Annotated in this window: 21 protein-coding genes; 15 read left to right on the top strand and 6 right to left on the bottom strand. The window is 58.1% G+C overall.

Annotated elements, in window-relative coordinates; translation table 11 throughout:
• The first annotated feature begins 13 nt into the window (after positions 1-13).
• From hemF to V6936_RS01635, 8 genes are all read left to right on the top strand, one after another.
• A complete protein-coding gene (gene hemF, locus V6936_RS01670; protein WP_003802840.1) occupies positions 14-919 on the top strand; it encodes an oxygen-dependent coproporphyrinogen oxidase in 906 nt (301 codons plus the stop codon).
• The gene (gene nadD / locus V6936_RS01665; RefSeq protein ID WP_003802838.1) at positions 910-1,527 is read left to right on the top strand and encodes a nicotinate (nicotinamide) nucleotide adenylyltransferase; all 618 of its coding nucleotides are present in this window, start codon (positions 910-912) and stop codon (positions 1,525-1,527) included. The genes hemF and nadD overlap by 10 nt, the downstream gene beginning before the upstream one ends.
• A gap of 8 nt (positions 1,528-1,535) precedes the next feature.
• Positions 1,536-1,940, top strand: a complete 405-nt coding sequence (rsfS, locus tag V6936_RS01660; RefSeq protein ID WP_039943627.1) for a ribosome silencing factor — start codon at positions 1,536-1,538, stop codon at positions 1,938-1,940.
• A gap of 290 nt (positions 1,941-2,230) precedes the next feature.
• Positions 2,231-2,701 (top strand): 23S rRNA (pseudouridine(1915)-N(3))-methyltransferase RlmH, encoded by a 471-nt coding sequence (rlmH, locus tag V6936_RS01655; protein WP_003802834.1) that lies wholly within the window; start codon positions 2,231-2,233, stop codon positions 2,699-2,701.
• A gap of 23 nt (positions 2,702-2,724) precedes the next feature.
• On the top strand, positions 2,725-3,336 hold the full coding sequence (locus V6936_RS01650) for a Maf family protein (RefSeq protein ID WP_003802832.1): 612 nt from the start codon (positions 2,725-2,727) through the stop codon (positions 3,334-3,336).
• A 149-nt stretch (positions 3,337-3,485) separates the two neighbouring features.
• Positions 3,486-4,259 carry a thiol:disulfide interchange protein DsbG gene (gene dsbG, locus V6936_RS01645; RefSeq protein WP_336579276.1) on the top strand — a complete coding sequence of 258 codons (774 nt, stop codon included), beginning with the start codon at positions 3,486-3,488 and terminating at the stop codon, positions 4,257-4,259.
• A gap of 20 nt (positions 4,260-4,279) precedes the next feature.
• Entirely contained in the window at positions 4,280-4,582 is a 303-nt protein-coding gene (locus tag V6936_RS01640) for a DsrE family protein (protein ID WP_003802825.1), read from the top strand.
• A gap of 132 nt (positions 4,583-4,714) precedes the next feature.
• Complete coding sequence (locus tag V6936_RS01635) at positions 4,715-5,485, top strand: MipA/OmpV family protein (RefSeq protein WP_059317974.1); 771 nt, start codon at positions 4,715-4,717, stop codon at positions 5,483-5,485.
• Positions 5,486-5,492: 7 nt separating this feature from the next.
• On the opposite strand, the gene V6936_RS01630 is transcribed toward V6936_RS01635, so the two are convergent.
• The 6 genes from V6936_RS01630 to V6936_RS01605 form a co-directional block, all read right to left on the bottom strand.
• Positions 5,493-5,870, bottom strand: a complete 378-nt coding sequence (locus V6936_RS01630) for a translation initiation factor (RefSeq protein ID WP_059317975.1) — start codon at positions 5,868-5,870, stop codon at positions 5,493-5,495.
• 118 nt (positions 5,871-5,988) lie between these two features.
• Positions 5,989-7,443: a YdgA family protein gene (locus tag V6936_RS01625; protein WP_003802816.1), complete on the bottom strand. Its 1,455-nt coding sequence runs from the start codon at positions 7,441-7,443 to the stop codon at positions 5,989-5,991.
• A 78-nt stretch (positions 7,444-7,521) separates the two neighbouring features.
• The gene (locus V6936_RS01620) at positions 7,522-8,397 is read right to left on the bottom strand and encodes an NAD(P)-dependent oxidoreductase (RefSeq protein WP_059317977.1); all 876 of its coding nucleotides are present in this window, start codon (positions 8,395-8,397) and stop codon (positions 7,522-7,524) included.
• 117 nt (positions 8,398-8,514) lie between these two features.
• Positions 8,515-9,162 carry a maleylacetoacetate isomerase gene (gene maiA, locus V6936_RS01615; protein ID WP_003802813.1) on the bottom strand — a complete coding sequence of 216 codons (648 nt, stop codon included), beginning with the start codon at positions 9,160-9,162 and terminating at the stop codon, positions 8,515-8,517.
• 34 nt (positions 9,163-9,196) lie between these two features.
• Positions 9,197-10,168: a 4-hydroxy-3-methylbut-2-enyl diphosphate reductase gene (gene ispH, locus V6936_RS01610; protein ID WP_003802811.1), complete on the bottom strand. Its 972-nt coding sequence runs from the start codon at positions 10,166-10,168 to the stop codon at positions 9,197-9,199.
• The gene (locus V6936_RS01605; RefSeq protein WP_230406177.1) at positions 10,168-10,644 is read right to left on the bottom strand and encodes an FKBP-type peptidyl-prolyl cis-trans isomerase; all 477 of its coding nucleotides are present in this window, start codon (positions 10,642-10,644) and stop codon (positions 10,168-10,170) included. Before V6936_RS01605 ends, ispH begins: the two co-directional genes overlap by 1 nt.
• 49 nt (positions 10,645-10,693) lie before the next feature.
• Between V6936_RS01605 and radC the strand changes: the two genes are divergently transcribed.
• The 7 genes from radC (at position 10,694) to V6936_RS01570 (ending at position 17,674) form a co-directional block, all read left to right on the top strand.
• A complete protein-coding gene (gene radC / locus V6936_RS01600) occupies positions 10,694-11,365 on the top strand; it encodes a RadC family protein (protein WP_003802807.1) in 672 nt (223 codons plus the stop codon).
• Positions 11,366-11,457: 92 nt separating this feature from the next.
• Positions 11,458-12,300, top strand: coding sequence for a MurR/RpiR family transcriptional regulator (locus tag V6936_RS01595; protein WP_003802806.1), 843 nt, complete (start codon positions 11,458-11,460; stop codon positions 12,298-12,300).
• A 278-nt stretch (positions 12,301-12,578) separates the two neighbouring features.
• Positions 12,579-14,000, top strand: coding sequence for an MFS transporter (locus V6936_RS01590; protein ID WP_301605880.1), 1,422 nt, complete (start codon positions 12,579-12,581; stop codon positions 13,998-14,000).
• A gap of 40 nt (positions 14,001-14,040) precedes the next feature.
• Positions 14,041-14,712 (top strand): aspartate/glutamate racemase family protein, encoded by a 672-nt coding sequence (locus V6936_RS01585; protein ID WP_301605881.1) that lies wholly within the window; start codon positions 14,041-14,043, stop codon positions 14,710-14,712.
• A gap of 34 nt (positions 14,713-14,746) precedes the next feature.
• On the top strand, positions 14,747-16,072 hold the full coding sequence (locus tag V6936_RS01580; protein WP_301605882.1) for an MFS transporter: 1,326 nt from the start codon (positions 14,747-14,749) through the stop codon (positions 16,070-16,072).
• A 256-nt stretch (positions 16,073-16,328) separates the two neighbouring features.
• Positions 16,329-16,958 (top strand): arylformamidase, encoded by a 630-nt coding sequence (kynB, locus tag V6936_RS01575; RefSeq protein WP_003802798.1) that lies wholly within the window; start codon positions 16,329-16,331, stop codon positions 16,956-16,958.
• Between the two features lie 449 nt (positions 16,959-17,407).
• Positions 17,408-17,674 carry a type B 50S ribosomal protein L31 gene (locus V6936_RS01570; RefSeq protein ID WP_003802796.1) on the top strand — a complete coding sequence of 89 codons (267 nt, stop codon included), beginning with the start codon at positions 17,408-17,410 and terminating at the stop codon, positions 17,672-17,674.
• Positions 17,675-17,944 lie beyond the last annotated feature (270 nt).

The raw sequence follows: 17,944 nt of genomic DNA, 5'->3' as shown, positions 1-17,944 counted from the left end.
GCAAGGTCTTTCCATGTCTTTACCCATTGATACCGTCCAGGCTTATTTCCGTCAGTTGCAAAGCCACATCGTGGACACCCTGGAGCAATTGGACGGCACGCCCTTCGAGTCGGACCAATGGGATCGTCCAGAAGGCGGGGGCGGCTTGTCCCGCCTGCTGGAGAACGGCCCCGTGTTCGAACGGGCAGCCGTTTTGTTCAGCCACGTCAAGGGGCATACCCTGCCCCCCTCGGCCAGTGCTCACCGTCCAGAGCTGGCCGGTCGCCCCTGGGAGGCCATGGGGGTATCGCTGGTGATTCACCCGCGCAACCCCTTTGTGCCCACCACGCACATGAACGTGCGTATGTTTGTGGCTCAGGCCCAGACAGCGGACCAGGCCGATGTGTTCTGGTTTGGCGGCGGTATGGACTTGACGCCCTACTACCTGAACGAGGACGATGCCCGTCATTTCCATCAGGTCTGCCACGACGCCCTGGCCCCACATGGTGAGGATTACTATCCGCGCTACAAGCGCTGGTGCGACGAGTATTTCTATCTGAAGCATCGCAACGAAACCCGCGGTATTGGCGGCATTTTCTACGATGACCTGAACGAGCCCGGCTTTGAGGCCAGCTTCGCACTGACGCGCTCGGTAGGCAATGCCTTTACCGACGCCTACGTACCCATAGTGCGTGCCCGCATGGATCACGCCTATACACCAGCGCACCGGGACTTCCAGGCCATACGCCGTGGGCGCTACGTCGAGTTCAATCTGGTGTTTGACCGGGGCACCCTCTTTGGTCTGCAGTCGGGAGGACGTACTGAATCCATCCTGCTGTCCATGCCTCCTCAAGCAAACTGGCGCTACAACTGGTCGCCCGAACCGGGCACGCCGGAAGCGGCCCTGGCGCAATATCTGGTGCCGCGCGAATGGATTTAAAGCGTGTAGGGCTTCTGGGAGGCAGTTTTGATCCCATCCACAAGGCTCACGTCGCGCTGGCGCTCGCCGCGCTTGAGCAATTGCAGCTGGATCAGGTACAGCTTCTGCCTGCCGCCCAGCCCTGGCAACGCGATGCGCTGGGCGCCAGCGCCCAGGATCGTCTGGCCATGGCGGAACTGGCGGCGCAAGGCCACTCCGGCTTGCGGGTGAACCCGGTAGAGATCGAACGCGGCGGCCCCACCTACACCATAGACACCGTGCGCCAGTTGCCTGCCGGAACACGGTTTTTCTGGATTTTAGGCAGCGATCAGTTGCATAATTTTTGCAGCTGGAACGACTGGCAGGAAATTCTCGAGCACGTCGAACTGGCTGTTGCCCAGCGCCCTGGCAGCCCCTTGGAAACGCCCGCGGCCTTGCAGCAGGAACTGAGCCGGCTTCAACGCCGTTTACATCAGATCGACTTTCTTCCCATGGATGTCTCGGCGACCCAGATTCGGGAGCGAGTGCAGCGTGGTGACAACATCACAGCCCTGGTCCCGGAAAAAGTCGCTCAATACATTGACAAAAAACGGCTCTATCTTTCCCACCCACAGGCGCGCCCTGTATAGTTCTTTTTATGAATATAGAAACACTTCAACGACTCGTCATCGATGCCCTCGAGGACGTCAAAGCTCAAGACATCAAGGTCTTTAGCACAACCCACATGACCGGCCTGTTCGATCGTGTGGTCATCGCCAGTGGTACGTCCAACCGGCAAACTCGCGCTCTGGCCCAGAGCGTTTCTGATAAAGCACGTCAAAACAAAGTCGAAGTCCTGGCGCATGAAGGCGAGGACACCGGTGAATGGGTGCTGCTGGACTTGGGTGACATCGTGGTGCATTGCATGCAGCCCGCCATCCGCCAGTACTACAACCTGGAAGAACTGTGGGGCGAGCGCCCCGTCGAAGTGGAGCTGCTGCCGCAATCGCGTCAGGTCCCACCGGCTGGCTTCTTCGCCAGCGCTGCCGACGACGAAGACTAAGCACCCCCTCCGCCCTTTCCCGGCGGTACTCAGGCCGCAACCAAGCTTGCGGCCTTTTTATTGCCGGGCCGCTCCCAAAGCTCGGCGCCTGCGGTAAAAAATGTCCCCTGGCGAATCCAAGCGGCTTGCTGGCCGCGAGGTGGAGCGCAAACCGAAGGCGCAGCGTGAGGGCTTTTTACCGCCGGGCCGCCCCAAGGTAACAAGCGCCCCGTCGGGAGAAGCAAGCCGAAGGCGTAGCGTGGGGGCCCTTTTTTCCTTCATTTCTTTTTTGTTTCTTCTGACGACGTTTCATGAAACTCATTGTCATCGCGGTAGGTCAGCGTATGCCCGACTGGGTGGAACAGGGCTGGCAGGAATATGCACGCCGCATGCCCCAGGACTGCGCCATAGAACTCCGTGAAATCAAGGCCGAACCCCGTACCAGCGGCAAAACGCCTGCCCAGATGATGCAGGCCGAGGCAAAACGTATTGAAGCGGCCATTCCCGCCCAGGCGATGCGCATTGCCCTGGACGAACGCGGCAAGGATCTGACCACCGTCAAACTGGCCCAGGAGCTGGAGCGTTGGCGCAATAGTGGTCAGGACATTGCGATTCTGGTGGGCGGCCCGGATGGCCTGGATTCGACCTTAAAGCAGAGCTGCCATGGCATGTTGCGTCTGTCCTCGCTAACGCTCCCCCATCCGCTGGTCCGCATCTTTCTGGCCGAACAACTGTATCGCGCCTGGTCCGTGATGACCGGGCACCCTTATCATCGCGCCTAAACCTATTTTTACTTCTGGTTCCTATGCCTTTTCAGCCCATCTACCTGGCTTCAGCCAGTCCTCGCCGCCACGACCTGCTCAACAGCATACAGATCACGCATGAGGTTCTGGCTGTTCCCAGCCCTCCCGGCGAGGACGAACCCCGTCTGGCACAAGAAACCGTACTGGAGTACGTACGTCGCACGGCTCGTGACAAGCTACAGCGGGCCCTGCAGTGGCGCGCGCAAAACAGCCAGCTGGATCAGGAGCGCGCCATTTTGAGCGCCGACACCACCGTGAGCATGGGCGAGGACATTTTTGGCAAACCCGCCGATCCGAGCGATGCGGCGCGTATCCTGCGCGAACTCTCGGGCCGCCGCCACAAAGTGACGACGGCCTTGTCACTGGGCGTAGGTGGAGTGGAATTTGAAAGCATCAGCATCAGTGAAGTCAGTTTCAAAACCTTGAGTGAGCAGGAAATCCAGGAATATTGCGCGGGCGGGGAACCGATGGGCAAGGCGGGTGCCTATGGTATTCAGGGTCTGGGCGGAGCGTTTGTCAGCCACCTGAGTGGCAGCTATACCGGTGTCATGGGACTGCCCGTCCATGAAACCTACCGCCTGCTGGAGCTGGCCAACCTGAAGCTGCGTACTTAAGTCCAGACCACAGCGGAAATACAGCCCGCTCGGAACAGGAATGGGGAACTATCCCTGCGCGACCTAGTCCCATTCTTTTATTCCATATGGCTCTTAGTATATGTTTTCTGGATATATACATTCACCGACTGTTTTGCAGGATTAACACCATGCCGCTTTCCTCTTTTTCGATTCGTCTGGCTCTGGCCAGCCTACTGTACGCCAGCACCGCCGCTTACGCGGCTGAGCTTCCGGCTGCCTTGAAAGCCCTGGAAGAACAGGGGCTGTCTGTTGTGGGTGAATTTGACGCCCCGGGCGGGCTGAAAGCCTGGGGGGCCTACAGTGGTAATCAGGCGCTGGCCATTTACAAGCTGCCCGATGGACAACACATGATGGTGGGCACCATGATCGATGCCAAGGGCGAGGAAGTACGCCCGGCGGGTCTGGACAAGCTGGTGCAGCCGGTCATTGCCAAGGACATGCTGGGCAAGCTGGAAAAATCCCGCTGGATCAAGGATGGCGAAGACACAGCACCTCGCATAGTCTATGTCTTCACCGATCCCAACTGCCCTTACTGCATGCAGTTCTGGCAAATGGCCCGCCCCTGGGTCGAGTCCGGAAAAGTGCAGTTGCGCCATGTGATGGTGGGTATTCTGGCTCCCAGCAGCAGTCTGAAGTCGGCTGCCATTCTCGCCGCCGACAATCCCACCCAGGCCTTGAACGAGCATTCCCTGGCCATGCTGAAAGACCGCAGCGCCGGTATCAAAGGCCTGGACAGCGTGCCCAGCGACATTGAGGCCGACCTGACCCGCAACGAAGATTTGATGATGGGATGGGATCTGCGCGCCACGCCCGCCATGATCTGGCAAGATGAGCAGGGCCGTATCCAAATGCAGACCGGAGCCTCACCCGACATCAGCGAACGGGTTTTCGGCCCTCGCTAATTCACCAGGAAAACCGACTCATGACAAGCCGTGTACTCTTGCATGCCCCCACCCCCGACGCCCTGGAGCGGGCCCGCAGCAATGCGCGTAACCTGCTCAAGGACATGCCCGAGGCCCAGATTCGCATCATTGCCAACGCACAGGCCGTTCAGGCTTGTGTCCAGGGCATGGAACACGATCTGGACACCGTGACCTTCCTGTGCCCGAATACGCTGCGCAATCAGTCGCTCCGCGCACCTGAACGCTTTCAGGTTCTGGCGCAGGGAGCCATCACGACGCTGGTGCAATTACAGGCTGAAAACTGGATTTATATTCGCGCCTGAGGGCATGTAGGGTCAGAACAACAGACCATACAGACCGGTCATGATTTTGTCGCCGCTGCCCCAAACCTTGATACGATAACGAGGCCCGCCACAAGCGGGCCTGTTTTTACCTGTATCACAAGGAAATCTGCCATGCCCACTCTCATTCGTTCTGCACTGCGTCCCTGCCTTTTAGCCATTCTGTGTACCGTAGGAACCAGTCAGGCACTGGCGCAGCAAACCACGGTGGGCGTGGGTGTCGGTTTTGCACCCAAGTATGAGGGGGCTGACAGCTACGGCGGCCGCTTCTATCCCCTGCTGTCACACCGCAATGGGCACTTCTTTCTGGCCCCCAAAGCTGGCATGCCTGCCCTGGGCCTGCAAACCAATCTGACCGACAACTGGACCATCGGCACCTATGCGTCTTTGGCCCGTGCCCGTAAATCGGGTGATGCTGACCGCCTGCACGGCACGGACGATATTGACCGTCACGGCAACCTAGGGGTGTTTACGGCCTACCGTCTGGGCAATGCCAAAATCGAGGGCAGTTACTATCAGGCGCTGAAAAGCGGCTACGGTGCCACAGCCGTTCTGGACTTGAGCTACCGCCTGTGGAATGATCAGGACAGCAGTTTCTCGATGGGTGCCGAACTGAAATGGTCCAATGAAAAAGCCATGCGTACCTACTTCGGGGTGAAATCGCATGAGGCCGCCGCCAGCAATGGTCAGTTGCAACGCTACCGCCCAGATGCTGGCCTGCGCTCCTATGCGCTGTACGGCCAGTACACCCACAAGCTCAGCGAAAGCTGGTCCCTGCAAGGACTGGTGGGCGTAAACACCTTGGGGGAAGAGGCCAAAGACAGCCCCTTGGTGGAGAAAAAAAGCAGCGTCTTTGGCGGAGTAGGCCTGGGTTACAGCTTCTAATTGGCTCTCAGGGTCTGCCTACCCGTTTGACCGTCAAGCCCTTTTCTTCCAGGCGCGCCTGCACAAGGGCTCGATGGTCTCCCTGAATTTCCAGACCTGCCTCTTTCAGTGTCCCGCCTGCCCCGCAGGCGTTTTTCAGCTCCTTGACCAAGGCCTTGAGCTGCTCCTCAGGCATCACCAGTCCTGTGACCACGGTCACGCCTTTTCCTTTGCGCCCTTTGGTCTCCAGACTCAAACGCACTGGCCCCTGCTCCTGGGCCAGCTTTTCCTGACGGCGCTTCTCCTCGCAACAGCACTGGTTTTTCGGCTGTTCACAGTCCGGGCATACGCGCCCCTGGTCCGTGCTGTAGACCAATCTGGACAACTGATCCGCTAAGCTGGCCATTAAATCCGCTCCGTTTTAAACACAAGAAACAAAAAAGGCCACATCCACGGTTTGCAGCCCCACACTAAAAAGCCCACCGGACTCCGGTGGGCTTTGCACTGGACCAGGTCCAGACCAATTACATCATGCCCATCAGGACCAGGCCCAACAACTGCTCGGACGTAAAGCGCTGACCGTTGATGTCGAACACACGATCCTGACCGTTGTACTTGATCGTGGTCGAAATGCTGTTCTCATCATTGTTGAGCATCTTGGACTCGGCATAAGGAGCCACGGCGGCATCCAGAACCATATCCAGCATGGCGGCATTGCCCTCCTCGGCGGACAGGCCCTCTGCCTTGTCCATCTCCGCGGCCAGACCACGCAGCATAGGCTTGGAGATCAGGACATCCAGCTGGGCAGCAGGAATTGCCTCAACCCACAGCTCGGGGCTTTCCAGCAATTCTTGTTGCGTCGCATTGGGCTTTTGGAACTCCATGCGCAGATTGGCCTTGGATTCACCAGCCTCTGTGTACCAACGCAGGGGTTCGATACGCAGCACAGGCTTGTGCTCCAGCGCTTGCAGCGCCAGCTCCATCACCTTCTGGGCGGTAGGCCCGTCAACCGCTTCCAGATCGTCTTGCACCTTGGTGTCAGAAATCAGTTTGGAGATGGCGGAGATAGCCGGCGCATACACGCGATCAAAACCCATGACCAGCTCAACTGAGCCCAGCTTGACCTTGTCCTCAAACACCAGGTCGGTCAACAGGTAGCTCACCTTGGTATCGCTGATGGAGTCTTTGGTGACGGCATCCGAATTGACAGCGATCTGCTTGAAGGTAATACCCTCGGTCTCGGCCGACTGCATCTTGACGTCATCTACGCTCAGCTTGCCGACCTGGTTACCATTGACATTGATGTCACCGGTCTGCTTGAAGTCCATGATGAAGTTGGAGGCTTCCAGCTTCAAGGGCTCTTCGCTGATGTCATCGACAAACAGCTTGGGGAAGCTGCCGGTCACAACAATATCCTTGCTCTTGCCACCGGCTTTGGTACGCAACTGGCCGCCGCTGAACTCGACCTTGATCTCATCGCCTTGATGCTTGATGGCTTCAAAGTGAACATTGGAGTCCACCGCGCCGTCAAAGCCCACCAGACTGTCGGCCCACAAGGGAGTCTTGTCGCCCGTCAGCTTGAACCAGCCTTCCGTATCTTTGGTCTTGACCAGGGTGCTGTGCGACAAGGCCGCAACAGGGGTGAAGTTGCCCATTGCCAAGGCGGACATGGGCAGCGGACCGTGGCTGATCTTGTCGTCGAAGGTCAACTCCAAGGGTTGCTCTTGTGCGTCGGCTGGCGTGAGTGTGAGGGTGTAACGAGCGGTAGAGGAAAACACGCCACGCTGGTAGTCGACTACATTCATGACGACCGTCTCGTTCATTCCCATTTGCTGCATTTGCTCGGCAGCCAGGGTGTTGAACTGGGCCACTTTCTCGCCCACGAGCGCTTCTGTTTTCTTGCCGGTGTACCAAGTCGAACCGCCATATGCGGCCGCTAGCACGACAACCAGTGTGACCAGCCCTGTACTTTTCTTCATGACTTCCCTTTTGTAGACCTACAGTCCCAACTTCAAATAGCCGACATAATACCGAAACTAAGTTTGACTGATGGTAGTTTATTCCCCGTAATTGTAACTATTCACCTGCGTAATGCGAGCGACATCTTCCTTACCCAGTCCCATCCGGTGGGCGTTACGGTACGTTTGTTGGGCAGCATGGGCCACCGGCATGCTCGTATGACTGACACTGGCCAACTGCGCCACCGTGTTCAAATCCTTCAGCATGGTGTCCACCGATGCCTTGACCTGCGTGTCCGGACGGGTCATGCGGGGCACGAACAATTGCAGCAAAACCGAATCGGCCCAGCCGCCCCCCAGCGCCTCGCTGATTCGGGAAGCGTCCACGCCATTGTCATTGGCCAGGCTCAACGCCTCGGCAATCGCCGTCAAAGTTGTGGCCACAATGGTCTGATTGCATAATTTTGTTACCTGACCAGCGCCCACCGCGCCCATCAGGGTCACGCGCTGTGAATAAGCGGCCAGCACAGGACGAACCCGCTCCAATGCCGCTGCCTGTCCTCCGACCATAATGGCCAGCGTACCTTGTTCGGCGCCACCGACACCGCCTGACACGGGGGCGTCCAGCCAGTGCGCGCCACAACGTTGCTGCAACTGGGCTGCCATGTCACGGCTTGCCTGCGGTGAAATCGAGGAATGGTCCACTACGATGCGCAACGCGCCCTGGACGCTGGCCAGCCCCTGTTCACCCAGAACGGTATCGTATACCGCCTGCGCATCAAAAACGCACAGAAACACGGCCTCACATTGCTCGGCCATCTGTGCCGGCGTATCGCAACAAATGGCACCAGCCTCTACCAAGGGGAGCACCTTGTCCCGGGAACGATTCCAAACCCGAACCTGATAACCCGCCTGTAACAGACGCCTCACCATAGGCTGGCCCATCCGGCCCAGCCCACAAAAACCAATCATCATGTTTCGTCCTTTACGCCCTCCTGCCAGGAAGCTCCCAGCAAGAAGTCAAGAAAAACCCGCCTGACAGGCGGGTAACGTCCGGTCGGCCCCCGACCGGATCACCGTCACACCGCGCGTTCAAGCAGCATCGGGTTGACGGTCGGGAGCTGCTTCCTGAAAGGCAGACAGTTCCAGGCATTTCTCTTCTATGGCCAACAAGCGGGGGAAGGCGGTCAGATCGATGTCAAAGCGACGGGCATTAAACATTTGCGGAATCAGACAAATCTCGGCGATGCTGGGGAGATCACCAAAAATGAAGGCCTGACCCTTTTTGCCATGCCGCAGCACCAGGGCCTCCAGCCCTTCCAGGCCAACGCTGACCCAGTGGCGATACCACTGGTTGCGCGCATCCTCCTGAACATGTAAATCATTTTTCAGGTACTGCAATACGCGCAGATTGTTCAGGGGGTGAATATCGCAGGCTACCGTCTGAGCCATGGATCGCGCCCAGGCCCGATCTGCCGAGGCCTTGGGCAACAAAGGCAGCTCGGGATAACGCTCGTCCAGATACTCCAGAATGGCCAGAGATTGCGTAATGATCAGACCGTCATCATCCAGGGCGGGCAACAGTTGAACAGGGTTGACCTGCACATAATCGGGCTGATGCTGCTGTCCCCCATCTTTGAGCAGATGAACCGGCCTGATCTGGTAATCCAGACCTTTGAGATTCAGACCGATCCGCACCCGGTACGCGGCGGAACTGCGAAAGTAGCTATATAGAATCATCTTGTCTCCTGTCCACCCTGCAAAATTCGTTTTTTTATTTGTTCAGGCTTTCAATCTTGCGCGACAGCTCTCGGGGCAGCGGGAAGGCAATATTTTCTTCCACCCCATCCAGGGCCCGCACTTTGCCTACGCCCAATTCCTGCAAGCGCTGAATCACCTGATTGACCAGAACTTCCGGTGCCGATGCGCCCGCTGTCACGCCCACGCGCTTTTTACCCACCAGCCAGGCCGGATCAATCATCTCCGGCTTATCCAGCAGATAAGCTTCCGCGCCCTTGCGCTCGGCTACTTCACGCAAACGATTGGAGTTCGAGCTATTGGTACTGCCGACCACCAGAACCAGATCACACTGCGGCGCCATGATCTTGACCGCATCCTGGCGGTTCTGGGTGGCGTAACAGATATCGCTTTTCTTGGGCTCGACAATGGTGGGGAAACGTTCGCGCAAGGCTTGGGCCACGACCGCCGCATCATCCACCGACAAGGTGGTTTGCGTCACAAAGGCCAGTTTGTCGGGGTCGGCCACATTCAGCTTGGCTACATCTTCCGGCGTCTCGACCAAGTACATCCCTCCGTCGGCTTGACCCAATGTGCCTTCGACCTCGGGATGGCCCACATGACCAATCATGATGATCTCGCGACCTTCGGCCCGCATACGGGACACTTCAATATGCACCTTGGTCACCAGCGGGCAGGTGGCATCGAACACTTTCAGGCCACGCCGCTCGGCCTCGTCACGCACCTGACGCGATACGCCATGCGCTGAAAAGATGACGATCGCACCGGCCGGGGCCTCGTCCAGCTCTTTAATGAAGATGGCCCCCTTGCTGCGCAGATCTTCCACCACATACCGGTTGTGAACAATTTCGTGGCGCACGTAGATAGGCGCGCCGTGCAACTCCAAAGCACGCTCGACAATATCAATCGCACGGTCAACCCCCGCACAGAATCCGCGGGGCTGGGCCAGAACAACCTCAGCGTTCTGAACAGGAGCAACTTGACTCATTACAGAATCCCCAAAATATGAACATCCAGACGCAAGGCCACACCGGCCAAGGGATGGTTGAAATCGAACAAGGCAGTCTTGTCGTCAATTTCCTTGAGCACGCCCGAGTAGCGGCTGCCATTAGGGGCAGCAAACTCGACCATATCACCGGGTACGAACTCCACGCCTTCAGCGGCGTTGCTGGCCAGCATTTCGCGGGTGATACGCTGCAAAAGGTCAGGATTACGGGCGCCGTACGCCTCCTCAGGGGCGATGTCGAGCTGAAAACGCTCATCTTCACGGTGCCCCAGCAACTTCTCTTCCATACCGGGGGCCCACTGACCGTTGCCCATCTGCAAGGTCGCCGGACGGCCCGTAAAAGTATCCGCAAACACAGAGCCTGCTGCCGGGCCGCTGGCCAGCTCTATACGATAGTGCAAAGTCAGGTAGGAATCCTGACGGACAATTCCAAGCTCGGAACTAGCAGAGTTACTCACGATCGCTCACTATAGAAAATCATTCAATTACCGCATTTTAGCGTTTCTTATGGCCACATCCACTTTACGCCGCCAAGGGCCCCGTGAGCGCATGTTGGCGCACGGCCCCACCTGTCTGACGACCGCTGAACTGCTGGGTATTGTGCTGCGCACCGGGACACGCGAGCGCAACGCTGTCGAGCTGGGCCAGATGTTGCTCGATCATTTTAACGGACTCAAAGGATTATTATCGGCCGATGCTTCAGCCCTGCGCCAACTGGATGGAATCGGCCCAGCCAAATGCACGGAACTATTGGTCATCCGCGAGCTGCAACGCCGCTGCGCCCTGGAATCCCTAAACGGCCTGCCAGTGCTGAACCATGCCGACAAAGTGCGCGAATACTGTCTGGCCCATCTGGGTCATTTGCCAGTGGAACACTGTCTGGCCCTGTTCCTGGACAACCAGCTTCGCTTGATCTGTGCGGAAGAGATCGCCCGGGGGACGATAAATCAAGCATCGGTCTACCCTCGGGAAATTGTGCGCTCAGCCCTGCGTCATCACAGCTGCGCCTTGATTCTGGCCCACAACCATCCCTCGGGCGCCGCGCACCCCAGCGCCTCCGATATCCGTCTGACCCGCCATATTCGTCAGGCCTTGGCCTTGGTGGATATCCGCTTGCTGGACCATATTATTGTCACCCCCAGTCAGACCGTCTCCATGGCCGAACGCGGAGATCTGTAGCCTGCTTCCCGACGGCGCATATCAGTTTTTGCCACCGTTTGACACGCTTGCCCGTAAAATCCAGAACACACCAACGCTGAGTACGGAACCTTATGTCTGATACCGCCGTGAAGTCCTTTGTCGGACGCATACGTGACATTCTTCACGATCTCTCCCCATCTGAACGACGCCTGGCGGAATTTGCCCTGGACTTTCCGGGGGATCTGGCGGGCTACACGGCCTCCGAACTGGCGTCCCTGGCCCATGTATCCAATGCGACTGTCACCCGCTTCATCCGGCGACTGGGTTATCGGAATTATGAAGCGGCCCGCAAACAAGTCCGATCTGAAAAAAAAGCGGGTTCTCCTCTGCTGCTGGCAGCCACCGAAACGGAAGCCGAACGATCACTGACGACGCATTTGCAGCAAAGTCAGAACAATCTGGCCTCCACATACCGACGCCTGCCCGAATCGCTGCTCAAGGAGGTGGCTCAGTCCATTCTGGATGCGCGCAAGGTATGGGTGCTGGGATTTCGCTCCAGCCAGGCCCTGGCCAGCTACTTTCGCTGGCAATTGCTCCAAATCGTCCCCGAGGCTCAACTGATTCCTGGCCCGGGTGAGACCATGGGCGAACATCTGGCAGGCATACATGCCGACGACGTGGTGGTCATTTTTGCCCTGCGCCGTCGGGTGCGCAATATGGACCAGCTTATTGAACAGATGGCGCAGCTGAACCCGAATGTGCTGCACATCACTGACCAGCTCAGCGCAGAGAAAAGCGCCTGTCGCTGGACCCTGCGCTGTGACGTCCAATCGCCCGGTGTGCTGGATAACCATGTGGCCGTGATCGGCCTTTGCCATTTGATCCTGAGCCAGGTCATGGATCAAGCCGGTCCTGCCGGACGTCGTCATTTAGGCCTGGTAGAGGCTTTCCACGACAGCTTTCTGGAACTGTAGCTTACCGCCCTCGCCTCACAGGCACTTATCCAGCACGCCCACCCAGGCAGGTGTGGCCGCCCCCGGCGATGTCATGGCAGGAATCGTATAAGGATCATACGCAAATTGCGATGATCCTTTTTTTATTAAAAATCCTTTTATATCAACATCCCGCCCTAGACTTACGCAAGATTTGCAAAAACTTTCTCGTTTACCCTAGTTTTGAAAATATTTTTTCATTTTCATAATGAGTGAAAAAATGATGTTGGGCCATACGCGTCCTGAAACGAGGAGAAACCATGTCTAGCAAGCAGCAAACCTTGCCAGCCGACACCGGGCCGGCACCGGCCAGTTCTACGGCCAGCGATCACCCTACGGTTCAGCAGCAACTGGAAAACTCGCTGGAAACCATAGGCGTCACCCATTCGCACCGCAAAGTGCTGGCCCTGATTTTGCTGGGCGTGCTCTTTGATGTGCTGGAGCAAAATGCCGTGGGCCTGGTCGGCCCGCTGCTGCAGGAACACTGGGGGCTGACACCGCGTGACGTCGGCTTTCTGAACACCCTGACCTTCGCCGCTGCTGCCCTGGGGCGCTTGCTCTCGGGCTATATCGCCGACCACTATGGTCGACGCGTCATGCTGACCATCAATCTGGCGCTGTTTACGCTGGGAGCCCTGATCTGCGCCCTGGCCCCCAGCTACTGGGTGTTAGGGCTGGGCCGGGTCATTGTGGGCTTTGGTCTAGGCGGCGAAATCTCGATTGCCGTCACCATGCTGGCCGAGTTCTGCTCCTCGCGCTTTCGCGGAACCGCCGTGGGCACCATCAACGTGGCAGGCGGCGGCCTGGGCAATATGCTCGCCCCCGCTTTCGGCCTGCTGGTCTTCACCCTGTTCCCCGGCCCTGAAAGCTGGCGCTGGGTGTTTGGCTTGCTGGTCATGCCCGCTTTTATGGTGCTGTTCTATCGTCGCTACATACCTGAAACGCCGCGTTTTCTGGTGTCGCAAGGCCGGATCGAGGAGGCCAATCAGGTTTTGAACATTCTGGCTTCGGGCAAGCTGGGCCGCCCTGTTGCCCAGCCCTACCCTTATCTGCACAGCGGTCCGCAAGGGCAAAAAGTCGAACGTGTGCGCTTGGGCGAGATTTTCCAAGGCCCTCTGGCCATGCGTACACTGGTCACCGGCATCGCCGTGTGCATGACCTACGGGGCACAACTGACGGTTCTGACGCTGATGCCCTCCTTGCTGGTCGAACAAGGCTACTCGCTGGTGAAAAGCTACACCTTTACGATCCTGATGCAATCAGGCAGTCTGCTGGGTGCCTTGACCGCCTCCTGGCTGGGGTCGCGTCTGCCCCGCAAACGTGTCTTTACCACGGGAGCCTTGCTGGCCTGCGCCAGTGGCCTGGCCTTCGGATTTCTAAGTACCAATATTTATCTGGTGCTGCTGTTTGGCGCAGCTTTCCAGTTTTGCGTCCTGCTGCTGAACACCACCATCTGGATTTTCGCCCCCGAGCTTTATCCCACCCGTGTGCGAGCCTTTGGAACCGCATTCATTCTGGCCCTGGGTACCCTGGCGGGCGCTTTCATCCCGACGCTGAGCGGCTGGGTACTGGAAGCTCATGGCGTAGCCGGCATGTTCTCCCTGATGGCGGGGATGTACATCACCTTTGCCGCGGTTCTGCAACTGGCACCCGAAACCTTTGGTCGCCCCCTCGATACCTGATTTCAATTGGATAAGCCGTGTTGCTGCGGCCCTCGTATTTATGTCTCATACCGTACTGCTCATCAATCCCAACACCTCCCGCCCCACGACGGACATGATGGTGGCGCTCGCCCAGGCGTGCTTCCAAAGCCTGCAGCGAAGCGATATCCAGGTCCGGGGGCTAAGCGCTCCCCAAGGCCCAGGCATGCTGACCACCCAGGAGGAGTTGGAGCAGGCTGCCGCCATGGCGGAACACCCGCTGGTACTGGCTCAGGTCAGGAACGCGGACGGTGTCATCATCGGCGCTTTTGGTGACCCTGGCCTGCAGCCCCTGAGCCAGAGCGTGAGCATACCGGTGATCGGTATAGGACAGGCTGCCATGCAGCAAGCCGTGCAGGTAGGCTCCCCTTTTGGCATCGCCACCACCACGCCACAGCTGGAGCAATCGATTCTGAATCAGGTCAGACGCTATGGCTGGATCGAACAATTCGCGGGCCTGCGCCTGACCCCCACCGCTCCGCTGGATCTGGCCCAGGCGCCGCAGCGTCAGTATCAGGAATTGGCCGACAGCGTCGCGGCATGTATTGAGCTAGACGGCGCGCGGGCCGTCATCATCGGCGGCGGGCCCCTGGCACAAAGCGCACAGGCGCTGCAAAACAAGCTGGCCGTCCCCGTCATCAACCCCATCGTTGCTGCCTGCGAGCTGATGGCCCAGCGCCTGCCCCCCACTTAGCCTTAACACGCGGTACCCACCTCAGGAGACTTCAATGACGAGCAGCACCCTCGTGGACGGCGCGCGCGCCTTGTCCGCTGATAAACAAGAACTGGACCAGATCTACAAGAAGGTCATGTGGCGGATCTTGCCCTTTATTTTTCTGCTGTGGATGCTGGCCTGGATAGACAGGCTCAATATTGGTTTTGCCAAACTGCAAATGCAGCCCGAACTCGGGTTCTCCGAAACGGTGTACGGCATAGGCGCGGGGATCTTCTTTCTGGGGTATTTCTTTTTTGAAGTACCCAGCAACTGGTTGCTGCTGCGCATTGGTGCGCGCAAGACCTTGGCCCGTATCGCCTTTGGCTGGGGGCTGATCTGTGTGCTGATGATGTTTACCAAAACAGCTGCCTACTTTTATGTGATGCGCTTTTTGCTGGGTGCGTTCGAGGCCGGCTTTCAGCCTGGCGTGCTGCTGTTCCTGACGTTCTGGTTCCCGGCTCATCGGCGAGCCAAAGCCTTCGCGGTCTTCATCTCGGCCTCGGCGGTGGCCTCGGTCGTAGGCGCGCCCCTGGCGGGCCTGATCATGACCCGCCTGGACGGGGTCAACGACTGGTCTGGCTGGCAATGGTTGTTCCTGCTTGAAGGGCTGCCCACAATTTTTGCTGGCATTCTGGCCGTGATGTTCATCGTCGACAGCCCCGAAAAAGCCAGTTGGCTCAGTCAACGGGAAAAAGATCTGATCAAGCAAGAACTGGCTCTGGACGCCAAGGCCGCAGGACCACGCGAACACAGCTTCAAAAAAGCCTTGGGCAACCCCGACCTGTGGACCTTGACCCTGATGTTTTTTGGCATTGTGGCTGCCAACTCCACCTTGGCCTTTTTCGCGCCCACCCTGGTTCGCTCACTGGGCCCCAGCGATCCTTTACAGGTTGGCCTGCTGGTCGGACTGGTCTATGTCTTTGGAGCGGTCTTTCAACTGGCGCTGGGCTTTAGTGCCGACCGTCATCGCGAAGCCCGTCTGCACACTGGCGTCCCTGTCATCATCGGAGCAATCGGTCTGGCGGGGGTAGGACTGTTCCTGGGCAATAACACTGCCCTGGCCTTTATCAGCCTGATTATTGCCGTGTCCGGCACCATGGGATGCATTCCTGTTTACTGGCAATTGCCCAACACGGTCCTGGCGGGCTCGGCGGCAGCTATCGGGGTGGCCTTCATTAACTCTGTCGCCAATCTGGCCGGCTTTGGCGCGCCCTTTATGTTGGGCGCCCTCAAAGACTCCAGCGGCAGCTTCCAAAGTGGCTTGTGGATTATCGCGGCTCTGGAGCTGGCCGTGGGCTTATGGATTCTGTCCTTTCGCAAGCGGCAGCATAAAGGCTGAAACAGTGTGCCCGCCTTGAGCGGGACGCAGCCCGAAACGCAACCGTGACACGGATTTCGGGCTGCTTTTTTACAGCGCACAATGGTGGCGCCCCGTGCAGTGAGACTGGGTAATGCGCTGATTTCGATGCCCAATACAGGACCTTGTCACGTTGTCGCCCGGATCAGGCTAGAGCCAAGCGCACCGCACCGCCAGGCCAATGGGCCGGGAATCCTCTACACTGACTCTTACTTCTTTTAGCAGCAGCGAGCACAGCATGCGTACGATCTGGGACATTTCCCCGCCTGTCAGTGATCGATCGCCGGTTTTCCCCGGTGACACCGCCTACCAGCAACGCTGGACAGCCACCCTGGACACCCACTGCCCGGTCAATGTGGCGGAAATCCGCTTGTCTACCCATCTGGGGGCGCATGCCGACGCCCCCCTGCACTACGACCCTCACGGCCCAAGTGCCGGCCACATGGCGCTGGAGCCATTTCTGGGACCCTGCCGCGTCATCCACGCCCGTCATGGCCGCCCACTGATCGAGCCAGCCGATCTGCTGCCTCATTTGAGCAATTGCCCGCCGCGCATCCTGGTCAGTACCACCGCCAAGGCCAAGTACGATGCCTGGAGCGATCATTTCACAGCCTTCGCCCCTTCAAGTTTGCAATTATTAGCCGACCAGGGCATACAACTGGTGGGCATCGACACGCCCAGCGTCGATCCGGCCAGCAGCAAGACACTGGAAAGTCATCAGGTCCTACGTCATCATGCTATGCGCGTGCTCGAAAATCTGGTGTTGGACGAAATTGCTCCGGGCGACTACGAGCTCATCGCTTTGCCTCTGGCCCTGATTCAGGCAGATGCGAGTCCGGTTCGTGCCATTCTCCGCTCTCTGGACTGACAGCAGGACGCGAACTGCCAACCATCCACTGACCTTCTCGACTCGACCTCGTCCGCACGATAGGAAGCACCCGCCACCAGCACTAGGCATCCCGTGTTCGAACACATAGAGCTGCCACTTCTCTGCGGCACGGCCAGGCACGGTTTTGCGTGCTTTCCAGGCAGACACGGGGCGGTTCAATCCACGCCTTGTTGCACTTGTGCCGCGCTTTTGCCGAGTTTTCTTTGAAAAGCGCCTGCTCAATGCTAAAATTTCAGGCTTTATCGGATACGTGGCAAAAAGTCTTTAGGCATTATTCAATCGGGCGCTTTACAAACCCGGTTAAAAAAACAGTCCTCTAGCTTTTTAGTGCCGGTATTTACAGGACGAGGACGTGAGCCCTGCTTTACGCCATTTTTTGTAGATACGTGCCTTGCTGGCGGTCCTAACTTGTCAAAACAGGAATCATCATGAAAGAAGGCATTCACCCAGAATACCGTGACGTGGTGTTTCTGGACCTGCAAACGGGCAACTCCTTTATCACCCGTTCCACCGTCCAGACTCGCGAAACCACCGAAAAAGACGGCAAGACCTACCCGCTGTTCAAGTGTGACGTGACGTCCGAGTCGCACCCCTTCTACACGGGCGCTCAAACCCGTATCGTGGAAACTGGCCGCGTTGAAAAATTCCGCGCCCGTTTTGCCCGTACGGCTGGTACCGTCAAGAAAGGCGAATAAGCTCTCTTTCTCGGCATACCGCGTTCAGCGCAAAAAGGCAGCTTTGGCTGCCTTTTTTTATCCGCCGGGTCGCCCCAAGGTCAATAGCCCCCTCGGGGATGAGTCCGGATACACAACAGCTCATTGCGAACTGCTGTGTGCCTGGCGAATCCAAGCCGCATTCAGGCCGCGAGGTGGAGCGCAAGCCCAAGGCGCTGCGTGGGGGTCCTTTTTTACCGCAAATTTCGCGGCCAAGGCGCCCCCTTTGCATTAAGATAGGGCGAATCAACA

It is taken from the genome of Alcaligenes sp. CHO6, from assembly GCF_037120595.1.
Lineage (GTDB): Bacteria > Pseudomonadota > Gammaproteobacteria > Burkholderiales > Burkholderiaceae_B > Alcaligenes > Alcaligenes ammonioxydans.
This window is presented reverse-complemented; position numbering and strand designations above follow the sequence as displayed.

Bases quoted from the DNA above. Each gene is read 5' to 3' on its own strand.
- V6936_RS01630 (WP_059317975.1), bottom strand. From the start codon at position 5,870: ATGGCCAGCTTAGCGGATCAGTTGTCCAGATTGGTCTACAGCACGGAC.
- V6936_RS01585 (WP_301605881.1), top strand. From the start codon at position 14,041: ATGTCTCATACCGTACTGCTCATCAATCCCAACACCTCCCGCCCCACG.
- V6936_RS01640 (WP_003802825.1), top strand. From the start codon at position 4,280: ATGACAAGCCGTGTACTCTTGCATGCCCCCACCCCCGACGCCCTGGAG.
- dsbG (WP_336579276.1), top strand. From the start codon at position 3,486: ATGCCGCTTTCCTCTTTTTCGATTCGTCTGGCTCTGGCCAGCCTACTG.
- V6936_RS01590 (WP_301605880.1), top strand. From the start codon at position 12,579: ATGTCTAGCAAGCAGCAAACCTTGCCAGCCGACACCGGGCCGGCACCG.
- radC (WP_003802807.1), top strand. From the start codon at position 10,694: ATGGCCACATCCACTTTACGCCGCCAAGGGCCCCGTGAGCGCATGTTG.
- maiA (WP_003802813.1), bottom strand. From the start codon at position 9,162: ATGATTCTATATAGCTACTTTCGCAGTTCCGCCGCGTACCGGGTGCGG.
- ispH (WP_003802811.1), bottom strand. From the start codon at position 10,168: ATGAGTCAAGTTGCTCCTGTTCAGAACGCTGAGGTTGTTCTGGCCCAG.
- kynB (WP_003802798.1), top strand. From the start codon at position 16,329: ATGCGTACGATCTGGGACATTTCCCCGCCTGTCAGTGATCGATCGCCG.
- hemF (WP_003802840.1), top strand. From the start codon at position 14: ATGTCTTTACCCATTGATACCGTCCAGGCTTATTTCCGTCAGTTGCAA.
- V6936_RS01635 (WP_059317974.1), top strand. From the start codon at position 4,715: ATGCCCACTCTCATTCGTTCTGCACTGCGTCCCTGCCTTTTAGCCATT.
- rlmH (WP_003802834.1), top strand. From the start codon at position 2,231: ATGAAACTCATTGTCATCGCGGTAGGTCAGCGTATGCCCGACTGGGTG.
- V6936_RS01580 (WP_301605882.1), top strand. From the start codon at position 14,747: ATGACGAGCAGCACCCTCGTGGACGGCGCGCGCGCCTTGTCCGCTGAT.
- V6936_RS01625 (WP_003802816.1), bottom strand. From the start codon at position 7,443: ATGAAGAAAAGTACAGGGCTGGTCACACTGGTTGTCGTGCTAGCGGCC.
- rsfS (WP_039943627.1), top strand. From the start codon at position 1,536: ATGAATATAGAAACACTTCAACGACTCGTCATCGATGCCCTCGAGGAC.
- V6936_RS01570 (WP_003802796.1), top strand. From the start codon at position 17,408: ATGAAAGAAGGCATTCACCCAGAATACCGTGACGTGGTGTTTCTGGAC.
- V6936_RS01620 (WP_059317977.1), bottom strand. From the start codon at position 8,397: ATGATGATTGGTTTTTGTGGGCTGGGCCGGATGGGCCAGCCTATGGTG.
- V6936_RS01650 (WP_003802832.1), top strand. From the start codon at position 2,725: ATGCCTTTTCAGCCCATCTACCTGGCTTCAGCCAGTCCTCGCCGCCAC.
- nadD (WP_003802838.1), top strand. From the start codon at position 910: ATGGATTTAAAGCGTGTAGGGCTTCTGGGAGGCAGTTTTGATCCCATC.
- V6936_RS01595 (WP_003802806.1), top strand. From the start codon at position 11,458: ATGTCTGATACCGCCGTGAAGTCCTTTGTCGGACGCATACGTGACATT.